General features: G+C 63.7%; 15 protein-coding genes. 1 reads left to right on the forward strand and 14 read right to left on the reverse strand.

What is annotated here, in order from left to right:
- Positions 1 to 3 precede the first annotated feature (3 nt).
- A complete protein-coding gene (gene ppx / locus FLM52_15815; protein NVN57204.1) occupies positions 4 to 1,488 on the forward strand; it encodes an exopolyphosphatase in 1,485 nt (494 codons plus the stop codon).
- A 41-nt stretch (positions 1,489 to 1,529) separates the two neighbouring features.
- On the opposite strand, the gene tilS is transcribed toward ppx, so the two are convergent.
- The 14 genes from tilS to uppS form a co-directional block, all read right to left on the reverse strand.
- Positions 1,530 to 3,050 (reverse strand): tRNA lysidine(34) synthetase TilS, encoded by a 1,521-nt coding sequence (gene tilS / locus FLM52_15820; protein ID NVN57205.1) that lies wholly within the window; start codon positions 3,048 to 3,050, stop codon positions 1,530 to 1,532.
- Between the two features lie 159 nt (positions 3,051 to 3,209).
- Positions 3,210 to 4,163 (reverse strand): acetyl-CoA carboxylase carboxyl transferase subunit alpha, encoded by a 954-nt coding sequence (gene accA / locus FLM52_15825; protein ID NVN57206.1) that lies wholly within the window; start codon positions 4,161 to 4,163, stop codon positions 3,210 to 3,212.
- A 276-nt stretch (positions 4,164 to 4,439) separates the two neighbouring features.
- A complete protein-coding gene (gene dnaE / locus FLM52_15830) occupies positions 4,440 to 7,940 on the reverse strand; it encodes a DNA polymerase III subunit alpha (protein ID NVN57207.1) in 3,501 nt (1,166 codons plus the stop codon).
- Between the two features lie 215 nt (positions 7,941 to 8,155).
- Positions 8,156 to 9,037, reverse strand: a complete 882-nt coding sequence (gene rnhB, locus FLM52_15835) for a ribonuclease HII (protein NVN57208.1) — start codon at positions 9,035 to 9,037, stop codon at positions 8,156 to 8,158.
- A 101-nt stretch (positions 9,038 to 9,138) separates the two neighbouring features.
- Positions 9,139 to 10,290 carry a lipid-A-disaccharide synthase gene (locus tag FLM52_15840; GenBank protein ID NVN57209.1) on the reverse strand — a complete coding sequence of 384 codons (1,152 nt, stop codon included), beginning with the start codon at positions 10,288 to 10,290 and terminating at the stop codon, positions 9,139 to 9,141.
- A 2-nt stretch (positions 10,291 to 10,292) separates the two neighbouring features.
- A complete protein-coding gene (gene lpxA / locus FLM52_15845) occupies positions 10,293 to 11,060 on the reverse strand; it encodes an acyl-ACP--UDP-N-acetylglucosamine O-acyltransferase (protein NVN57210.1) in 768 nt (255 codons plus the stop codon).
- Complete coding sequence (gene fabZ, locus FLM52_15850) at positions 11,057 to 11,494, reverse strand: 3-hydroxyacyl-ACP dehydratase FabZ (protein NVN57211.1); 438 nt, start codon at positions 11,492 to 11,494, stop codon at positions 11,057 to 11,059. The genes lpxA and fabZ overlap by 4 nt, the downstream gene beginning before the upstream one ends.
- Before the next feature lie 199 nt (positions 11,495 to 11,693).
- Positions 11,694 to 12,731 (reverse strand): UDP-3-O-(3-hydroxymyristoyl)glucosamine N-acyltransferase, encoded by a 1,038-nt coding sequence (gene lpxD, locus FLM52_15855; protein ID NVN57212.1) that lies wholly within the window; start codon positions 12,729 to 12,731, stop codon positions 11,694 to 11,696.
- A 92-nt stretch (positions 12,732 to 12,823) separates the two neighbouring features.
- Positions 12,824 to 13,336, reverse strand: coding sequence for an OmpH family outer membrane protein (locus FLM52_15860; protein NVN57213.1), 513 nt, complete (start codon positions 13,334 to 13,336; stop codon positions 12,824 to 12,826).
- A gap of 145 nt (positions 13,337 to 13,481) precedes the next feature.
- Entirely contained in the window at positions 13,482 to 15,797 is a 2,316-nt protein-coding gene (bamA, locus tag FLM52_15865) for an outer membrane protein assembly factor BamA (protein ID NVN57214.1), read from the reverse strand.
- Positions 15,798 to 16,063: 266 nt separating this feature from the next.
- Positions 16,064 to 17,419: a sigma E protease regulator RseP gene (gene rseP / locus FLM52_15870; protein NVN57215.1), complete on the reverse strand. Its 1,356-nt coding sequence runs from the start codon at positions 17,417 to 17,419 to the stop codon at positions 16,064 to 16,066.
- An 88-nt stretch (positions 17,420 to 17,507) separates the two neighbouring features.
- The gene (locus FLM52_15875; protein NVN57216.1) at positions 17,508 to 18,710 is read right to left on the reverse strand and encodes a 1-deoxy-D-xylulose-5-phosphate reductoisomerase; all 1,203 of its coding nucleotides are present in this window, start codon (positions 18,708 to 18,710) and stop codon (positions 17,508 to 17,510) included.
- Between the two features lie 41 nt (positions 18,711 to 18,751).
- The gene (locus FLM52_15880) at positions 18,752 to 19,555 is read right to left on the reverse strand and encodes a phosphatidate cytidylyltransferase (protein NVN57217.1); all 804 of its coding nucleotides are present in this window, start codon (positions 19,553 to 19,555) and stop codon (positions 18,752 to 18,754) included.
- Entirely contained in the window at positions 19,555 to 20,298 is a 744-nt protein-coding gene (uppS, locus tag FLM52_15885; protein ID NVN57218.1) for a di-trans,poly-cis-decaprenylcistransferase, read from the reverse strand. Before uppS ends, FLM52_15880 begins: the two co-directional genes overlap by 1 nt.
- Positions 20,299 to 20,319 lie beyond the last annotated feature (21 nt).

The raw sequence follows: 20,319 nt of genomic DNA on the forward strand, positions 1-20,319 counted from the left end.
CCGCTGCTGAAGCTGGCCGCCATCGATCTGGGTTCCAACAGCTTCCACCTGCTGCTGGCCAACCATCAGGCGGGGCAATTGCAGGTCGTGGCCAAGCAGGGTGAGAAGGTCCAGCTGGCGGCAGGGCTGGACGAAGACGGCATGCTCAGCGAAGAAGCCATGGAGCGCGCCCTCAACTGTCTCGCCCAGTTCGCACCCTTCATCGATGGCATCGAGGCCGACCATCTGCGGGTCGTGGGTACCAATGCCCTGCGCGCCGCGCATAACAGTGAAGAACTGATCGAGCGTGCCGAGGCTCTGCTGGGGCATCCCATCGAGATCATCGCCGGGCGCGAAGAAGCCCGCCTGATCTATCTGGGCGCGGCGCATGCACTGGCCGATGTGCACGGCAAGCGTCTGATCGTCGATATCGGCGGCGGCTCCACCGAGTTCATCATCGGCGAGCAATTCGAGCCACGCTTGCTGGAAAGCCTGCACATGGGCTGCGTTGCCTATACCAAGGCCTTCTTCCAGGATGGCGAGATCAGCGAGAAGCGCATGCGCCGCGCCGAGCTGGCCGCACGCTCGGAACTGGCCAGCATCCAGCGCACCTATCGCGAGATGGGCTGGGATGACCCGGTCGGCTCCTCCGGCACCATCAAGGCCGCCGCCAACGTGCTGGAAGCGCACGGCTGGGCCCCGCATGGCGTGGTCACACGCGAAGGGCTACACAAGTTGCGCGCGGCGCTACTGGAATTCAAACGTCTCGACAAGGTCAGCCTGCCTGGCCTGAAGAGCGATCGCGCCACCGTCTTCCCGGCGGGCATCGCCATTCTGTGCGGTGTCTTCGAGGCACTGGGGCTGGAGCAGATGCGCTACTCCGACGGCGCGCTGCGCGAAGGCGTGCTGTTCGATCTGATCGGGCGCAACACGCCGGAGGATTCACGCCTGTCAGCCATCGAGTCGCTGCAGCGTCGTTATGGCATCGATACCCGCCACGCCAGCAATGTGCGCGACACCGCCCTGCAGCTGTTCGATCAGGTCGCCGGCGACTGGGCGCTGGGGACGACGTCACGTCAACTGCTGAGCTGGGCCGCCGAACTCCACGAAGTCGGCCAGGCGATTTCCCACAGCCAGTTCCATCGCCATGGCGCCTACCTGCTCGAGCATTCCGACCTGCTCGGCTTCTCGCGTCCCGAACAGCGCGCGCTGGCCTTCCTGGTCCGTGCCCACCGTCGCAAGTTCCCCAAGAACGAACTGGCGGCGCTGCCGGGGCCGCAGCAACCGCGTCTGGCGCGCCTGGCGCGCCTGCTGCGCATGGCGGTGATGCTCAACCATTCACGCTCAGAAGCGCCGATACTCGGCATGCATCTCAGCGCCGAAGGCGACGATCTGACGCTCAATCTGACCGAGGAATATCGCGATCACAGCCTGATCAACGATGACCTCAGCCAGGAAAGCGAGTTGCAGAAAGCCGCCGGCATGACGCTGACACTGGCCGATTCCTGAGCGAGCCCCAAGCAAGATATCGGCGAGATCGCCCGCCGGCCTCACTGCGATGTGAGTGAGGCCAGTAGCCACCAGCCCCGCGAGGGGTGCCACAACCCCGCGACTGTCCCATCGTGCATGCGCGCCACTCGCAACTGCTCACGCTGCCAGGGCGGGATGCCGGCTTCCTGCAGCAAACGCTTGATATCGCGCCGCCCCCGCCCTGCCACTCGCAGTACATCTCCCGGCTGACGCGACGTGAAGGCAACATGCTCTTCCCCCCTCCCCAGCGCCCGCCATGCCTTGCGTGCCTCAGAATCCCACTCGCAGGAAGGCGTCTCGCCGGGTTGGCGACCACTTCTCGCGTAGCCGGTATCGCCTTGTCGATGACGCACACCCTGCTCAATAACGGTATCTGACACCTGCCACCACAGCTGACCGCGCCACGCGCGCACGCTGAGGGTGTATTTGGCGTTGGCCCAGTGCACCTCGGCCACCGAGTCGGGCGGCGTGGCGATCAACTGCTGCAGGCTCATCAAGCGACCCCGCGGCGGCACCGGCCAGCCACGCGACTGGCATAGATGGCGCAGGACCAGCCGTTGGCGTGACTCACTCAAGCCTGCCAGCTCCGCCAATGACAACTGCGTTTCTTGCTCCCGCACCTGATTCAGGCCCTGATCAAGACCCTGTACCTGCCCCTGCCCTTGTCTCTGAGCCAGGTGCTTTGCGCCTGATACCTGAACCTTCGCCAGCAGCTCGGCCGCCAGCTCATCAAGCAAGGACTGCTCTTCCTGCAATTGCTGCGCCGAGCGCGCCAGGCTGGCCACGGCCTGCGGCCAGCGCGCCTGCAACAGCGGCACGACACTGTGGCGCAGGTAGTTGCGATCAAACTGCTGATCGACATTGCTGGGGTCTTCGCACCAGTCGCGCCCGGCCTGCAAGCCATGCCGGCTCGCCAGTGTCTGGAGTTCATCGCGCGAGATCCCCAGCAGCGGCCGTAGCAGTCGTGCCCGCTCATGGGCGGACTGGTCTTGCCCGGGGAACGCCTCGCCCACGGCCAGCGCCCGCTCAGGCGGCATGGCCGCCAGCCCGCGCCCGCCACTGCCACGCAGCGTGTTGAGCAACAGCGTCTCGGCCTGATCATCCTGATGCTGCGCCAGCCACAGGCTATCCCCCGCCGCCAGACAGGCGCTCAGCGCCACAAGCCGCCCTTCGCGAGCTGCCGCCTCCAGTCCTCGCGACTTGAGTGCCGTCTCCGCCAGCGCCAGATGACGCACGCTAAGCGGCAGCCCGAGACGCGAGGCCAGCCTGCGCGCCAGCTGCTCGAAATCATCGTTGGCTGCCTGCAGGCCGTGATGCACATGCACCAGCCGCAGTCGACGCGGGCAGTCCTTGACCGCACGTGCCGCCAGGCGCGCCAGCATCACCGAATCCAGCCCACCCGAGAGCGCGACCCATACCGTGCGCCTGGCATCGCTGGCCTCGAGCGCCTCGCGCACGGCGACGAGTGCACGCGACTCTGCCATCTCGCTCAGCGGTTGAGCACGCAGGTACAGCGAATCCAGTGAGGGGGACAGAGACATGTCGGGCTCCTGTCGCGAAGCGGAGGAAGGAAGTGGTGGAGAAGAGGAAGTGGAGGCGAAAACGCCGGCCCTGAACGCAAGAACGCCCCCGGAAGAATCCGGAGGCGTCCTGGTCACGCGGGCATGAGCCGATCGCGCATCACGCGAGAGGCACCGGGATCATGCCGGTGCGCCGTAGCTCATCAGGCGCTGGTAACGACGCTCCAGCAGGGCATCGGTATCCATGGCGCCAAGACGCTCCAGACCCTCACCCAGCGCAGCCTTGATGCTGTCGGCAGCAGACTGCGGGTTGCGGTGCGCACCACCCAGCGGCTCCTTGATCAGGTTGTCGACGAAGCCCAGCTCCTTGAGGCGCGAGGCAGTGATGCCCATCGCATCAGCGGCGTCGGCGGCACGCTCGGCGCTCTTCCACAGGATGGAAGCACAACCTTCCGGCGAGATCACCGAGTAGGTGGAGTACTGCAGCATGTTCAGCTCGTCACACACGCCGATCGCCAGTGCACCGCCGGAACCACCCTCACCGATGACAGTGGAGATGATCGGCGTCTTCAGACGCGACATCACCGCCAGGTTGTAGGCGATGGCCTCGGACTGACCACGCTCCTCGGCACCGATGCCCGGATAGGCACCCGGGGTGTCGATGAAGGTCAGGATCGGCATCTTGAAGCGCTCGGCCATCTCCATCAGACGGCAGGCCTTGCGGTAGCCTTCCGGACGCGGCATGCCGAAGTTGCGACGCACCTTTTCCTTCACGTCGCGGCCTTTCTGGTGACCGATCACCATCACCGGCTTGTCGTCGAGACGCGCGATACCGCCGACCAGCGCTTCGTCGTCCGCGTAGTGACGGTCGCCGTGCAGCTCATCGAAGTCCGTGAACAGGTTCTCGAGATAATCGAGGGTATACGGGCGCTGCGGGTGACGTGCCAGCTGGGAGACCTGCCAGGCGCCGAGGTCCTTGAAGATGGACTCGGTGAGCTTGGTGCTCTTTTCCTGCAGGCGAGCGATCTCGTCAGACAGGTTGACCTGGGAGTCGTTACCGACCAGACGGAGTTCCTCGATCTTGGCCTGCAGCTCGGCGATCGGCTGTTCAAAGTCCAGATAATTGGGATTCATAAGGCGTTTCGTTCGTCGTCTCGGGCAGCCAGGAAAGCGAGTCGGCCGGGTCACTCCCCCTGAGCACACGCTCAGGCGATCTGTGGCTCGCGGCGGTCACAGTCGGCATGGAATTGGGTACGGAAAAGATGGACAGGCATTATCGCACCCTGTTCGACAGGTGCAAACCTTGCCCGCCTGTTAGGCGTGGATTAACTCTGCGCCCACGCCGCTCATCTCGGTGCTGTGCCTGCCCCGCCGCTTGGCGAGGCAGGCATCATCCTGTCGGCCAGCAAGTCAGTCACGGTACTTGAGGCGCACACCTCGCTGACCTTCCACCTCACCCAGCTGGATCAACAACTCATCACTGGGCGCAACGCGCCATTGCTCGCCCAGCTCCAGCCAGGCCTCCGCCGCGGCGTTGCGATAACGCAGGCGCATCGGCAGGCCTTCACTGGCCAGGTGTGGCGTCAGCAAGGTGGTCAGCTGCTGGGTGAAGCGACCGCCGATGTCCTCGGCGGCGATGCTCATCTCGACCGCCTCACCGAAGCGCGCCCGCGCGTCGATGATCGGCGTGACATCCTTGCCGCGCAGACGCAGGCCACCGGAATAGTCATCCTGGCTGACCTCGCCCTCGACGATCACCACGCTGTCAGGTACCAGCTTGTTGCGCACCTGATCGTAGAGCTCACCGAACATCGAGGCCTCGATGCGTCCGGTGCGGTCATCCAGGGTCACGAAGGCCATGGTGTCGCCCCGCTTGGACTTCATGGTGCGCATGGCGATCACCAGCCCGGCTATGCGCTGCGGCTCACGCGACGGTTTGAGATCACTGATGCGCGCATTGATGAAGCGCTTGAGCTCACCCTCATACTCATCGATGGGATGGCCGGTCAGATAGAGCCCCAGCGTGTCCTTCTCGCCGGTGAGGCGCTCCTTGTCGGTCCACTCGCGCGCCTTGCGATAGCCGGCATAGACATCGGTTTCCGGCTCGCTGAAGGCATCGCCGAACATGTCGGTGATGCCGACATCATTGTTGGCGTGATTCTGGGAGGCGGCCTTGAGCGCATCCTCCACTGCCAGCATCAGCACCGCACGCGACGGACCGATGTTGTCCAGCGCGCCAGAGCGGATCAGCGCTTCCAGGGTGCGCTTGTTGATCTTCTTGGCATCGATGCGCTTGCAGAAGTCGAAGATGTCACTGAACGGCCCACCCTGGGCACGCGCACTGACGATGGCATCAATCGGGCCCTCGCCCACGCCACGGATGGCGCCCAGGCCGTAGACGACATGCCCTTCCAGGTCGACGGTAAACTTGTAGCCGCCGAGGTTCACATCCGGTGGCGTGACCGTCAGGCCAATATGGCGGCACTCCTCGATCAGCGGCACCACCTTCTCGATGGTCTGCATCTCGGTGGAGATCACCGCGGCCATGAACGGCCCCGGATAGTGCGCCTTCAGCCAGCCCGTCTGGTAGGAGACAAGACCATAGGCCGCCGAGTGCGACTTGTTGAAGCCGTAACCGGCGAATTTCTCCACCAGGTCGAAGATGTTGCCGGCCAGGTCCTTGTCGATGCCCTTGCCCGCACACCCTTCCATGAAGCCGGCACGCTGCTTGGCCATCTCTTCCGGCTTCTTCTTGCCCATCGCGCGGCGCAGCATGTCGGCCTGACCCAGCGTATAGCCGGCCAGCACCTGCGCGATCTGCATGACCTGCTCCTGGTACAGGATGATGCCGTAGGTCGGTTCCAGTACCGGCTTGAGCAGCTCATGCTGGTAATCCGGGTGTGGATAAGACACTTCGGAGCGGCCGTGCTTGCGGTTGATGAAGTCATCCACCATGCCGGACTGCAACGGCCCGGGACGGAACAGGGCCACCAGGGCGATCATGTCTTCCAGGCAATCGGGCTTGAGCTTCTTGATCAGCTCCTTCATGCCGCGGGATTCCAGCTGGAAGACGGCCGTCGTCTCCGCCTTCTGCAGCATGTCGAAGGTCTTGGCGTCATCCAGCGGAATGTCATCGATATCCAGCGGTGCCAGCCCCTCGCGCTCGCGGACCTTGTCGACCATCTCGATCGCCCAGTCGATGATGGTCAGGGTACGCAGGCCCAGGAAGTCGAACTTGACCAGTCCGGCCTCCTCGACGTCATTCTTGTCGAACTGGACCACCAGACCACTGCCGTCCTCATCACACAGCAATGGCGCGAAGTCGGTCAGCTTGGTCGGCGCGATCACTACCCCGCCGGCATGCTTGCCAGTTCCCCGGGTGGTGCCCTCGAGCTTGAGCGCCATCTCCCAGATTTCCTGGGCTTCCTCGTCGTTGTCGATGAATTCCTTGAGCTGCGGCTCCTGCTCAATGGCCTTCTCCAGCGTCATGCCGACCTCGAAGGGAATCAGCTTGGAGAGCTTGTCGCCCAACGAGTACGGCTTGCCCTGGGCGCGCGCCACGTCACGCACCACGGCCTTGGCGGCCATGGTGCCGAAGGTGACGATCTGCGAGACCGCGTTGCGCCCGTAGCGCTCGGCCACGTAGTCGATCACGCGGTCACGCTTCTCCATGCAGAAATCGACGTCAAAGTCGGGCATGGAGACACGTTCCGGGTTCAGAAAGCGCTCGAACAGCAGGTCATATTCCAGCGGGTCCAGATCGGTGATCTTCTGGGCGTAGGCCACCAGCGAGCCGGCACCGGAACCGCGCCCCGGACCGACCGGCACGCCGTTGTCCTTGCCCCACTGGATGAAGTCCATGACGATCAGGAAGTAACCGGGGAAGCCCATCTGCAGGATGATGTCGAGCTCGAAATCCAGCCGCGTGCGGTAGCGCTGCTCGATCTCGGCCCAGGCCTCGCTGTCGCGCGGATGCCTGGCATGGGGATACAGCTTGTCGAGGCGCTCCGTCAGGCCATCATGCGAGACCTTGCGGAAGAACTGGTCCATCGTCATGCCTTCCGGCACCGGGAACTCGGGCAGGAAGTAGGTGCCCAGCTGCACGGTCACCGAGCAGCGCGCCGCGATCAGCACACTGTTCTCGAGCGCTTCGGGAATGTCGGAGAACAGCTCGCTCATCTCCTCGGCGCTCTTCAGGTACTGCTCATCGCTGTAGCGGGTCTCGCGCCGCGGGTCATCCAGCGCCTTGCCTTCGCCGATGGAGACGCGCGTCTCATGGGCCCAGTAGTCTTCACGCTTGAGGAAGCGCACATCATTGGTGGCCACTACCGGCGTATCGGTGGCCTCGGCCAGCGCCACCGACAGATGAAGGCACTCTTCCTCGTACTGACGCTGGGTGCGGGTCAGCTCCAGATAGAAGCGATCCCCGAACACCGCCTTCCATTCGTCGAGCAGTGTCCGCGCGGTATCTTCGTGATCAGAGAGCAGATGGCGGCCGATCTCGCCTTCACGACCGCCGGACAGCACGATCAGCCCCTCGGCCTGCTCGAAGATCCACTCTTTCTCGAGGTAGGCGCGGTCCTGCTTCTGGCCATCGGTCCAGCCGCGCGAGATCAGCTCGGTAAGATTGCGATAACCGGTGTCGTTCATCGCCAGCAGCGTGAGGCGATACGGCCGCGCGGCATCCTGGGGATTGGTCATCCACATGTCGGCACCGATGATCGGCTTGATGCCGGCACCGCGTGCATTGGAGTAGAACTTGACCAGTCCGAACAGGTTGGCCTCGTCAGTCACCGCGACAGCCGGCTGGCTCGCCGCGGCGGTCGCCTTGATCAGCGGCTTGACGCCGGGCAGACCATCGACGAGAGAGAACTCGGTGTGAACGCGCAGGTGAACAAAGGGCGTGGTCATGGAATCGGCTCGTGAAGTCGGCGTGACGGTGAAGGATTCGGTTGCGGCTGGGGCTGTCGTCGCTGCGCGTTCTGTCGGCGGCGGCGAGGCTGAAGGCTCGGGCTCGGGCTCGGGCTCGGGCTTCAAGGATAGCCTGTCAGCGCCATCGTCTGAAGGTGCAGCGTCTGGCCGGGCAGGCTCGACTGACGGGGATGCCGTGGTCTCACTGGCATCAGTCAGACCACGGCTGCCGGCTTTTTTGCCGTGGGACGCTGGCTCGGCTCGCTTGCATCGCTCAGCGTCGCACTCGGCTCTGGTGTTGGCTCGACCTGCACTCCTGTCTGCGGCCCTGCCGGCGCGGCGCTGTCATCCAGCTCTGGCGTCGCCGTTTCTGGAATCGCAGCCTGCGGGGTCGGAAGCGCGATCAGCGCGTCCGGCGGCACGGCCCGTGGCACGTGCCCCGACATGAACAGCCGCTTGACCGGCCCGAAGCTCTTGCGGTGCAGGGTGAGGATGCCATGTTCCTCGATGGCGGCTTGATGCTCGCGGGTCGGGTAGCCCTTGTGACGCGCGAAGCCATAGGCGGGGAAGTGTGAATCCAGCGCCGCCATCTGGGCGTCGCGATGCACCTTGGCCAGAATCGAGGCCGCGCCGATGGCAGCGTGACGCAGATCGCCCTTCACCACCGCCATGCCGTGAATCTCGTGCCCCGGCAGGCGATTGCCATCCACCAGCAGGTATTCCGGGCGCACGCCCAGTGCATCGATGGCGCGACGCATGGCCAGGTGCGTGGCCTGATAGATGTTCAGCTCATCGATCTCGTCACTGGTGGCCTCGGCGATCGCCCACGCCCAGGCGCGCGCTCGAATCTGCTCGTAGAGGGCCAGACGCTTCTTCTCGCTGAGCTTCTTGGAGTCGGTGATGCCCTCGATGGGGTCATTCGGGTCCAGAATCACCGCTGCCGCCACCACCGGGCCGACCAGCGGCCCACGCCCGACCTCGTCGATACCGGCCAGCAACTGCCCCTGATAGGGAATCACCAGCGGCGGAAAATCATCGGCGGGTTTACGCTTGCGCGCAGAAGGCGTGGTGGCGTGGCTGTCGGCAGAGTCGGTCATGATATCTCGAGGCGTAAGACAACAGGCAGAGCGCCAATGCGATCTGCCTGTCGAGGTGATTCAATCAAGGGTAGCGCAATGTCTGGCGGCGACACGCGGGATCAGCGTCCGGCCAGTTCACCGATGGCGATGGCGGCCGCGGCGCTGGCATCACAGGTCAGTTCACGATGCATGGCGGTGAAGCGTTCCCGCAGTTCGCGCTGGCGAGCGACGTCACCGGCGGCACGCGACAGCAATGGCGCAAGGCTTTCCTCGATGGACTCCGGCGTGGCGGCGTCCTGGATCAGCTCCGGCACCAGCGTCTCGCGGGCGATCAGGTTGGGCAGGGATATCCACTCGGTCTTGACCATATGCCGCGCGATGCGATGCGTCATCGGCGCCATGCGATAGGCCACCACCATCGGACGATGACAGAGCAGACATTCGAGCGCCGCCGTGCCGGACGCCAGCAGCACGGCATCGGCGGCGGTCATCGCTTCACGCGATTGACCATCCACCAGATGGATGCGACTGCGATCCAGCCCTTCGTGCTCCGCCATCAGGGACTCGAGCTCGGTGCGCCGCAGCGGTGTGGCCGCCGGGATCACCACCTCAAGGCCGGGATAACGCTGACAGAGACGCTCGATGGCGGCCAGGAAGGTCTCGCCGAGAAAGCGGATCTCGTTGGCGCGGGAGCCCGGCAATACCGCCAGCAGCTGCACATCACTGTCGATCCCCAACTGCCCACGGGCAGCAGCACGATCATCCTCGAGCGGCAACTCATCGGCCAGCGGATGGCCGACGAAGGTCACCGGCACCTGATGCTCACGATAGAAGGCGGCCTCGAAGGGCAGGAAGGTCAGCATGCGATCGACGGCGCGGCGAATGGTCTTCACGCGCCCCTGACGCCAGGCCCACACGGAGGGGCTGACGTAGTGCGCGGTGGTGATGCCCTGCTTGCGCAGGCGCAGCTCGAGCCCCAGATTGAAGTCCGGGGCATCGATGCCGATCATCACGTCGGGTTGCCACTCGAGGGCGTCGCGCAACAGATGGCGACGCACCTTGATCAGTACCGGCAGATGCTTGAGAACCTCGACCAGCCCCATCACCGACAGGGTTTCCAGCGGATAGAGGCTGTCGAAGCCCTCGGCCTGCATGCGGGGGCCGCCGATGCCACGGAACTCGACATCGGGATAGCGCGTCTTGAGCGCGCGCATCAGGCTGGCACCGAGGATGTCACCGGAGAGCTCCCCGGCTACCAGGTAGATGCGCATGCTCAGCGAGTCAGACCGCGAGTGGACGCCTTGAGCGAGGCGATGAAGACATCGCGCTCGGCCAGCGGCGGCTCGGCTTCCAGCTGCTCGAGGGCCTGCGCCAGCGTCAGCCCCTGACGGAAGACCGTCTTGTAGGCCGTGTTCAGCGCGGAGATGGTCTCGCGGCTGAAGCCACGGCGCTTGAGGCCGACGCTGTTGAGACCATGTGCTTCCGCCGGATGGCCATTGACCATCACGAAGGCCGCGATGTCCTTGGTGATGATGGAGCCACCGCCCGCCATGGCATGTTCGCCGATATGGCAGAACTGATGCACCGCCGACAGACCACCCAGAATGACGTGGTTGCCGAGATGGACATGGCCACCCAGCGTCGCCTGATTGGCCATGATGCAGTCGTCGCCGATGATGCAGTCATGACCGACGTGCGAGTAGGCCATGAACAAGTTGCGGCTGCCGATACGCGTGAGGCTGGCATCCTGGACGGTGCCGCGATGCAGGGTCACGCCCTCGCGGATGACGTTGTCATCCCCGATTTCCAGACGCGTCGGCTCACCGGCGTACTTCTTGTCCTGACAGTCCTCGCCCACTGACGCGAACTGGAAGATACGATTGCGCTCACCGATGACGGTGGTGCCCTTGATGACGACATGCGGCCCCACCACCGTGCCAGCGCCGATCTCGACATCAGCGCCGATCACGCAGAACGGGCCGACCTCGACATCATCGGCCAGGCGGGCGCCGGGATCGACAATGGCAGTAGGATGTATCAAGCGACCTTCCTCTCGGCACAGATGATTTCGGCCTCGCAGACCACATCGCCATCGACCTTGGCCTGACAGGCGAACTTCCAGATGCCACGCTTCTCGCGCAGCACGCGGGCGCTGATCTCGAGCTGATCACCCGGCATCACCGGGCGCTTGAAGCGCACATTGTCGCTTCCGACGAGATAGTAGATGTAGCCATCGGCGGGACGCTTGTCGACGGTCTTGAAGCCGAGAATACCCGCCGCCTGAGCCATGGCTTCCACGATCAGAACGCCCGGCATGATCGGGTGCTCCGGGAAGTGACCATTGAAGAACGGCTCGTTGATGCTGACGTTCTTGCGCGCAACGATGAACTCGCCAAGGGTCAGGTCCATGACACGATCGATCAGCAGGAAAGGATAGCGGTGCGGGAGATACTCACGGATCTCGTTGACGTCCATAACCATTGGCTTGCAACCTCTGAAATAACGAAATGCCTGCCGCTCGCGGGCAGGCATGTAATGACGGTCCGGACCGCCGTTCGGGCAATGGCGCGCATTATAGCGTCCTTGCGCGTGGCTGGCAGCCGCTCATTGCCCGACAGTGTGCCAAGCAGGTGCGAGACCCCGCTCTGGACAGGTACTACCCGGGCTTGCAGTACTACTTGTCCTTCAAACTCTTCTCTACCTGATTCAAGCGTCGCGCCAACTGATCCAACTGTTTGAAACGCACAGCATTTCTGCGCCACAGGCCATTGTCCATCGCGCCGGTGCCGGAGGAATAGACGCCCGGCTTGGTGATGGAGTTGGTCACCAGGCTCATGCCGGTCACCTGCACGCCATCGGCGATTTCCAGGTGCCCCGCCAGACCCACACCGCCGCCCATCAGACAGTAGCGCCCGACCTTGGTGGAGCCGGCGATGCCGACACAGCCCGCCAGTGCCGAGTGATCCCCGATCTGGACGTTGTGCGCAATCTGGACCTGGGAGTCGATCTTGACGTCATTGCCGATGATGGTGTCGCCGAGCGCGCCACGATCGATGCTGGTGCAGCTGCCGACTTCGACATCATCGCCGATCAGCACGCCGCCGAGCTGAGCGATCTTGTGCCAGCCCTTGCCATCGTGGGCAAAACCGAAGCCATCGGCGCCGATCACGCAGCTGCTGTGGAGCACCGCGCGCGCCCCGATCACCACGCCATGATAGAGCGTGACATTGGGATGCAGCAGACAGCCCTCGCCCAGCACGCTGTCGGCCCCGATCACGCAACCCGCCTGAATGCGCGTGTTGTCACCGATGCTGACGCCCGGACCGATCACGACCTGCGGGCCGACCTCGACATTGGCCCCCAGGGTTGCGGTCTCGTCGATGACGGCACTGGCATGCACGCTCGCCTGAGGCTCGACCGCCAGCGGATCGAACAGACGCGACAGCTCGGCGTAGGCCAGATACGGATTGTCCAGTACGAGGGCATTGCCCTTGCACTCTTCAAGATGGCTTTCATGCAGCAGCACGGCAGTCGCGGCGGTTTCCCCGAGATACTTGAGGTAGGCGCGATTGGCGAGGAAGGCGATATCGCCGGGCTCAGCATCGACCAGCGTCGACAGACCGGTGACCCGGACAGCCGGATCACCGACAAGACGAGCGCCCAGCCGCTGGGCCAGATCCTCGAGAGTGTAAGAGAATTGTCGCTTTTTCATTCTGTCTCTGGGCGCTGAGCGCCTCTGGCTCGCATTCGCGTTGGCATGCTCGGATGCAACACATCCCGCACGCTTGCACGCGCGGGATGCACTCAGTTGAGCGAGTTGAACACCTGAGTCACTTCATTGGTCAGATCCAGACCATCCTTGCTGTAGACCGTCGCATTGCGGTCGACCAGCAGCTCGATGCCATGCTTGTCGACGACCTGCTGGATGGCCTTGTCGAGCTTCGGCTTGGACTGCTTGAGGAAGGTCTGCTCCGCCTGCTGCTGCTGCTGCTGGACCTGGCCACGCAGCTGCTGGAACTGGCCACCCTTCTGGCGCAGCTGCTGCTGCACGGACTGACGCTCGGAGTCGGACATCACGGCGCCGTCCTTCTGCAGCTTGGCCTGCAGGGATTCCAGTTCCTTGGCGAGTGCCTTGGCCTGATCCTGCTTGCCGGCCAGCTGATTCTTGAGCTGGTTCATGGAAATCTTGGCCGAGTCGGAACTCAACAGCGCCTGGCGCCAGTCGAGGACCGCGACTTCGGTGGCCTGTGCCAGCATCGGAGTCGCCATGGCGGCAAGGCCACCAGCCAGACACAGGGCGCGGGTCAATTTACGCATCACACAAACTCCTTGTAGGCCTGTTGCTCGGTCACTGATGACTCAGCGACCGACGGTGCGAGGACCGGCGACGGAACAGGGACAGCGCCGCCGGTGGTCGTGACGAAGGCCGCACCGGCTCAAGCGGGTGCGGCATCGTACGGCCTTAGAAGGTCTGGCCCAGCGAGAACTGGAAGATCTCGGTGTCATCGTCGTCATCGTCACCGATCGGCTGGGCGACACTGAAGGTCAGCGGGCCCACCGGCGTGATCCACGACAGGCCGATACCGGCACTGTAATTCAGATCTCCAAGGTCCACGCCACTTTCACAACTGCTGGAGTAGTCGGACTCGACATCGTAGCAGGAGGTCAGATAGGTATTGCCGGCATCGACGAAGAACGACGGCTGAACGCTGCGCTTGTCCTTGATGAAGGGCATCGGGAAGATCAGGTCGACCCCACCTTCGATCAGAATATTGCCGCCCAGGGTATCGTCATCACCGTCATCGACCTCGGTGGATGCCTGCCCCAGGGTATTGGAGCTGTAGCCCCGCACGCTGCCCAGACCACCGGCATAGAAGTTCTTGAAGAACGGATAAGTATCGCCGGAGAACGAGTTGGCGTAGCCCAGTTCTGTCCGGAACTTGAGTGACCAATCATCATGCAGTTCGAACAGCTTCTGCCCCTTGTAGCGGAACTTGTAGTAATCCGCATCAGAGCCCGGCACCGCCACTTCCAGCGACAGCAGCTGAGAGCTGCCCGCCGTGGGCAGAATGCCACGGTTGAGGTTGTTGCGTGACCAGCTGGCCGTCAGCTTGTAGAGGTTGAAGTCTTCGCCTTCATCCTCGATGAACTGCGTGACCTCCGCCGGGCTGTCGTCGAAGTCCTTGACGCGCACGAACTCGTAACCGCCGCCGAAGTTCAGGCGCGACAGTTCGTTGATCGGATAACCGAAGTTGATGCCGCCACCGAAACTGTCGGTCGCGTAGCTGGCGACGTCATCATCATCGTCGTAATCGACCTTGCGGTAGAACAGATTGTAGCCGCGCGAGATGCCATCCAGCGTCCAGTACGGGTCGGTGTAGCCGAAGCTGACGTTTGTATAGTCATCCGACTTCTGGGCATTGATGTTGACTTCGTTGCCGGTGCCCAGGAAGTTCTTCTGCGACAGGCCCACCCCGTAGATGACACCGTCACCCTGGGAGAAACCGATCGACGCCGAGATGGAACCTGACGGCTGCTCCTCGACGTTGTAGTTGACGTCCAGCTGGTCCGGCTCGCCGGCGACAGGGCGCGTGTCGACATCGACCTGCTTGAAGAAGCCGAGGCGCTCAAGCTTCTGCTTGGACTGCTTGATCTTGTCGGTGGAGGCCGGTGCGCCTTCCAGCTGGGTCATCTCACGACGCAGCACTTCGTCTGCGGTAGTGGTGTTGCCCTTGAAGTTGATGCGACGCACGTAGGCACGCTTGCCGGGGTCGACCGCGAAGGTCAGATCGACGGTGTCGCTCTCCTCGTTGACCTCCGGCACCGCGTTGACCTTGGCGAAGGCGAAGCCATCGGCACCCAGTGCCTGGCGCAGCGCCTCGCTGGAAGCGGTCACATCACGCTGGGAATAGAGAGCATCCGGGGCGAGCTTGACCAGATCGCGGGCGCGCTCTTCCTTCATTTTCAGGTCACCGGCAAAGCCGATATTGCCGATCTTGTACGGCTTGCCTTCATCGACGTTGATGGTGACGAAGATCTCGGACTTGTCCGGCGAGATGGACACCTGGGTCGAGCGCACCTGGAAGTTGACGTAACCGCGATCGAGATACCAGGACTTGAGGGTCTCGATATCGCCGGTCAGCTTCTCACGCGAATATTCATCATCCGAGAACCAGCCGAAGAACCAGCTCGGCTTGTCTTCCAGCTCCAGCTGTTCGCGCAGAGTCTCGTCATCGAAGGCATCGTTGCCGACGATGTTGATCTGATGAATCTTGGCGATCGCGCCTTCCTTGACGTCGATATTGACCTGCACGCGATTGCGCTCGAGTTCCTCGACGGAGGTCTCGATACGCGCGCTGTAGCGGCCCTGAGCCTGGTAGACACGCTCGAGCTCACGCTGCATTTCTTCCAGCGTGGAGCGCTGCAGCACCTGACCCTCGGCCAGCCCTGCTTCCTTGAGGCCCTTGCGCAGGTCTTCGTCGGGTATCTGCGAGTTGCCCTCAATCTCGATCTTGGAGATCGTCGGACGCTCGACCACATCGATGATCAGGACATCGCCATCGCGCTTGAGGCGGATGTCGTCGAACAGGCCCGTATCGAACAGCTGACGCGCAGCCGACGACAGTTCCTCTTCTTCCACATTCTGATCCGCGGAGACGGGGAAGGCATTGAAGACGGTGCCCGCAGACACGCGCTGGAGACCCTCTACCCGAATGTCCGAAATTTTAAAAGATGCGGCCAAGGCGCCCTGACTGGCCCCGAGCAGCGCAGCTGCCAATCCAATGGTCTTGAGTTTCATGCAGTCGCTTCGCTTCTCTGGATTCCGCCCGCTTGGGTGAACAGGCACCTTATACACAACCCCCTGCAACTGACAAGACAGCGGCGAGTGAGGATCGGCAATCGGGGCCGAAGTCGTGTGGGCATGATGACGGGAGTTGATCGCATTGACCAGCCCGTGCAATGAATTGACCCCCATGGGCATCGACAGTTCAGATTCGGTTCATCCCGCGGGAGCCATCGAGTGCTGATGGCTCCCCGAATCCGTCACCAAAGACGCATGAGATCGAAGTAGATGGCCATCAGCATGAGGGAACCGACCAGCGCCATGCCGATTTTCAACCCCGCATTCTGGACCTCTTGCGAAAGTGGTTTGCCGCGCACGGCTTCCACCAGATAGAACAGCAGGTGCCCGCCATCCAGCACCGGAATCGGCAGCAGGTTCAGGACACCCAGACTGATGGAGAGATAGGCCATGAAGCCGAGGAAGGCCTCGAGGCCGGAGCGCGCCGTGTCGCCGGCGATACGCGCGATGGTGATCGGGCCTGACAGATTGGACGGCGCGATCAGGCCAACCAGCATCTTGCGGATCGAATCCAGCGTCAGCACCGTCATTTCGCCGGTCTTGCCGACGGCCTGCCCGACGGCCGCCAGTGGCCCGAAGCTGAGCTCGCGCTGATACTGCTCGGGCCAGCTGACATTCTGGACGCTGGCGCCGACCTGTCCCACGACACGCCCGTCATCAAGCGAATTGCTGGCAGGTGTCAGTGACAGCGCCTCTTCCTTGCCATCTCGCGCCACCAGTACCGACAGCGTCTCGCCCGGCGCACCACGCACGCGCTCGACGAAATCGATCCAGTCGACCACCAGGGTGCCATTGATGCTGACGATGCGGTCACCGGCCTGCAGACCTGCCGCCTGGGCGGCACCACCGTCCAGCACACGCCCCAGCACCGCTGGCAGCTGAGGGCGCCAGGCCGTGATGCCCAGCGTCACCAGCGGACGCGGCGGATCCTGATCGACCAGAAAGCGTGTCACATCGAGGGACTGCTCACGCGTGGTGCTGGCGCCCTCGGCACGCGTGGTAAGCGTCAGGCTGTCATCGCCGATCGCACCGATCAAGCGCAGGTTGACCTCATCCCATGAGGGAGTGGCTTCACCATTGATGGCGACGATCTCGGTCTTCGGCGCAAGGCCGGCGCGACCAGCCGGCGAGTCCGGCGCCACGGCACCGACCATCGGCACCACCGTGGTGGTACCGGCGACGAACAGCGCCCAGTAGGCGACGATGGCAAGCAGGAAGTTGGCCAGCGGGCCCGCCGAGACCACGGCGATACGCTTCCACACCGACTTGGTGTTGAAGGCCAGATGACGCTCGGCCGGATCGACCGGCCCTTCGCGCTCATCCAGCATCTTGACGTAGCCACCCAGCGGAATGGCGGCGACCCCGTACTCGGTGCCGTGGCGATCGGTCCACGACCAGAAAGGTTTGCCGAAGCCGATGGAGAAGCGCAGCACCTTGATGCCGCAACGACGCGCGACCCAGAAATGACCGTACTCATGGATGGTGATCAACACCCCCAACACGACGATCACGGCAAGAATATTCTGGATCACACCCATCACGCGCTCCTGGAGGTTGGTGCCCGAGATGGGCAGCCTGTCTTGCCACGCTCACCAAGAAAGTGACAAGACAGTGCAAGATAGGATTTCAGGGCCCGGCAAGGGCCAACTCGGCAGCGGCCAGCTCACGCGCCGCCGCGTCTTCGGCGAGAATCACCTCAAGGCCATCCACCGCCAGTGGCGGACGCGCCTGCATCACGGCCTGCACCACTGCCGGAATTCGATCGAAGGCCAGGCGACCCTCGAGGAAGGCGGCCACGGCCACCTCGTTGGCAGCATTCATCACCGCAGGCCAGGTGCCGCCCGCCGCGATGGCCTCACGGGCCAGGCGCAGACACGGGAAGCGTGTCTCGTCGGCGGCACGGAAATCGAGGCGCGCGACCTGAAACAGATCCAGCGGCTCGACGCCGGCATCGATACGCTCCGGCCACGCCAGCGCATAGGCGATCGGCGTGCGCATGTCCGGATTGCCCATCTGGGCCAGTACCGAGCCATCACTGTAGGCCGCCATCGAGTGAATCACGCTCTGGGGATGCACGACCACCTGAATGTCGTCCGGCCCGCAGGCGAACAGCCAGCAGGCCTCGATCAGCTCCAGCCCCTTGTTCATCAGGGTGGCGCTGTCGACGGAAATCTTGCGCCCCATCGACCAGTTGGGATGCGCGCAGGCCTCGTCCGGTGTCACCGTCGCCAGTCGCTCGACGGGCCACTCGGCGTCATCGCGGAACGGGCCACCGGAGGCGGTCAGCAACAGCTTCTCGACACCGATCGGCGCCAGGCCATCACGATGCCGGGCCGGCAGGCACTGGAAGATGGCGTTGTGCTCGGAATCGATCGGCAGCAGGGTCGCCCCGTGCTGTTTCACCGCATCCATGAACAGCTGCCCGGCACACACCAGCGCTTCCTTGTTGGCCAGCAGCACGCGCTTGCCGGCCCGCACCGCCGCCAGTGTCGGCAACAGGCCAGCCGCACCGACGATGGCAGCCATCACGCTATCGACTTCAGGCGCCTCACTGATGTCGACCAGGGCCTGCTCACCATGGCGTATCTCGATGGGCGTGCCCTGATAGCTCTCGACGCCCTTGAGGGCCTCGCTGAGCCACGCAGCCGCCTTGCGCGAGGCGATCACCGCCACCTGCGGGCGATGCGTCAGACACAGCTCCAGCAGCGCCTCGTGACGCGTGGCAGCGCTGAGCGCATGCACCCGATAGCGCTCGGGATGGCGCGCGATCACATCCAGGGTGCTGGACCCGATGGAGCCGGTCGCACCGAGAATGGTGATGCGCTGCAACTCAGGTGCATCAGAAGGAGTCTCGTGGTTCACGTTCGCACTCACGCACCACCTCCCAGCACCCACGGCAACAGCAGGGCAAACAGCGGCACCGCCGCGGTCAGGCTATCGATGCGATCCATCACGCCACCATGACCGGGCAGCAGATGGCTTGAGTCCTTCATCTGACGCTGGCGCTTGAACATGCTCTCGAGCAGGTCACCCAGCACCGAGACGGCCGTCACGCCCAGCGTGACCAGCAGCAGCGGCAGCCAGTCGGCCAGACCCGCCAACGCATAGCCGGTCGCCAGCAGGCCGGTGGCCACCAGGCCACCGTAGACGCCCTCCCAGGACTTGCCCGGGCTGACGCGCGGCGCCAGCTTGCGCTTGCCGAAACGCTTGCCGGAGAAGTAGGCACCGATATCCGCCGCCCACACCATCAGCAGCACATACAGCAGCCACTCGCCGCCACTGGCCTTGAGCTGAACGAAGCCGAACCAGGTCGGCAGCAGCGCCAGCACGCCGACCCCCAACCGCACGCCAGTCGCCTGCCATTCCTGACTGGCGGCCGGATAGCGCATTACCCAGCGCAGATTGACCAGCCATGCCAGTGCCGCCAGATACAGCGGCCAACGCGCAAGAGCGCCATCGAGCTGCCAGACCAGCAGCATCAGCGCGCTGAGCACCAGCGGGAACAGCAGGCGCGCCATGCCGGCACGCACGCCAGACAGGTTGGACCACTCCCAGGCGGCCAGCGCGACGACAGCGCCGGTGAAGGTGGCAAAGGCAGCGCCGTCGAGGCCGAACAGCCCCCACAGCGCCAGCGGCGCGAGAATGAGCGCGGTGATGATTCGTTGTCTGAGCACTAGAGCCCCTCGGCGTCGAGTTGTTCGCTGGTCATGCCATAACGACGCTGACGCAGGGCGTAGGCGCTGAGCGCTTCATCGAAGGCTGCCGCATCGAAATCAGGCCACAGCACGGGCGAGAAATAGAACTCGGCATAGGCCAGCTGCCAGATCAGGAAGTTGGAGATACGCTGCTCACCGCTGGTGCGGATACACAGATCCACCTCCGGCAGATCGCTCAGGCACACTTCCGCCCCGAGACGTGACTCGTCGATGTCCGCAGCCTTGAGCTCGCCGCGCTCGACCTGCTCCGCCAGACGGCGAGCGGCCTCGGCGATATCCCAACGGCCGCCATAGTTGGCGCAGATCACCACATGCATGCCGCGATTGCCGCGCGTCATGTCTTCGGCGCTCTGGATATGCTTTTGAATCGAATCGGAAAAACGGCTGCGCTCGCCGATGATCGAGAGCCGGATATCGTGGCGATGAAGCTTCTTGACCTCGCGCTTGAGCGCCAGCAGAAACAGCTCCATCAGCGCACTGACTTCATTGGCCGGGCGCTTCCAGTTCTCACTGGAGAAGGCAAACAGGGTCAGCACTTCCACGCCCTGCTCGGCAGCGCGACGGATGGTACTGCGGACGGTTTCGGCACCGGCGCGATGGCCGCGTATGCCAGCCCAGCCGCGGGACTTCGCCCAGCGGTTGTTGCCGTCCATGATGATCGCCACGTGGCGTGGCGTGGAGGGGGAATTCGGTGACGTCATGGGGTCTCGCTACGAGCACCG

It is taken from the genome of bacterium Scap17 (assembly GCA_013376735.1).
Lineage (GTDB): Bacteria > Pseudomonadota > Gammaproteobacteria > Pseudomonadales > Halomonadaceae > Cobetia.

Excerpts from the sequence above, each read along its gene's own strand:
- FLM52_15860 (NVN57213.1), bottom strand. The coding sequence starts at position 13,336 with ATGCGTAAATTGACCCGCGCCCTGTGTCTGGCTGGTGGCCTTGCCGCC.
- rnhB (NVN57208.1), bottom strand. The coding sequence starts at position 9,037 with ATGACCGACTCTGCCGACAGCCACGCCACCACGCCTTCTGCGCGCAAG.
- lpxD (NVN57212.1), bottom strand. The coding sequence starts at position 12,731 with ATGAAAAAGCGACAATTCTCTTACACTCTCGAGGATCTGGCCCAGCGG.
- tilS (NVN57205.1), bottom strand. The coding sequence starts at position 3,050 with ATGTCTCTGTCCCCCTCACTGGATTCGCTGTACCTGCGTGCTCAACCG.
- fabZ (NVN57211.1), bottom strand. The coding sequence starts at position 11,494 with ATGGACGTCAACGAGATCCGTGAGTATCTCCCGCACCGCTATCCTTTC.
- accA (NVN57206.1), bottom strand. The coding sequence starts at position 4,163 with ATGAATCCCAATTATCTGGACTTTGAACAGCCGATCGCCGAGCTGCAG.
- uppS (NVN57218.1), bottom strand. The coding sequence starts at position 20,298 with ATGACGTCACCGAATTCCCCCTCCACGCCACGCCACGTGGCGATCATC.
- rseP (NVN57215.1), bottom strand. The coding sequence starts at position 17,419 with ATGGGTGTGATCCAGAATATTCTTGCCGTGATCGTCGTGTTGGGGGTG.
- dnaE (NVN57207.1), bottom strand. The coding sequence starts at position 7,940 with ATGACCACGCCCTTTGTTCACCTGCGCGTTCACACCGAGTTCTCTCTC.
- FLM52_15840 (NVN57209.1), bottom strand. The coding sequence starts at position 10,290 with ATGCGCATCTACCTGGTAGCCGGGGAGCTCTCCGGTGACATCCTCGGT.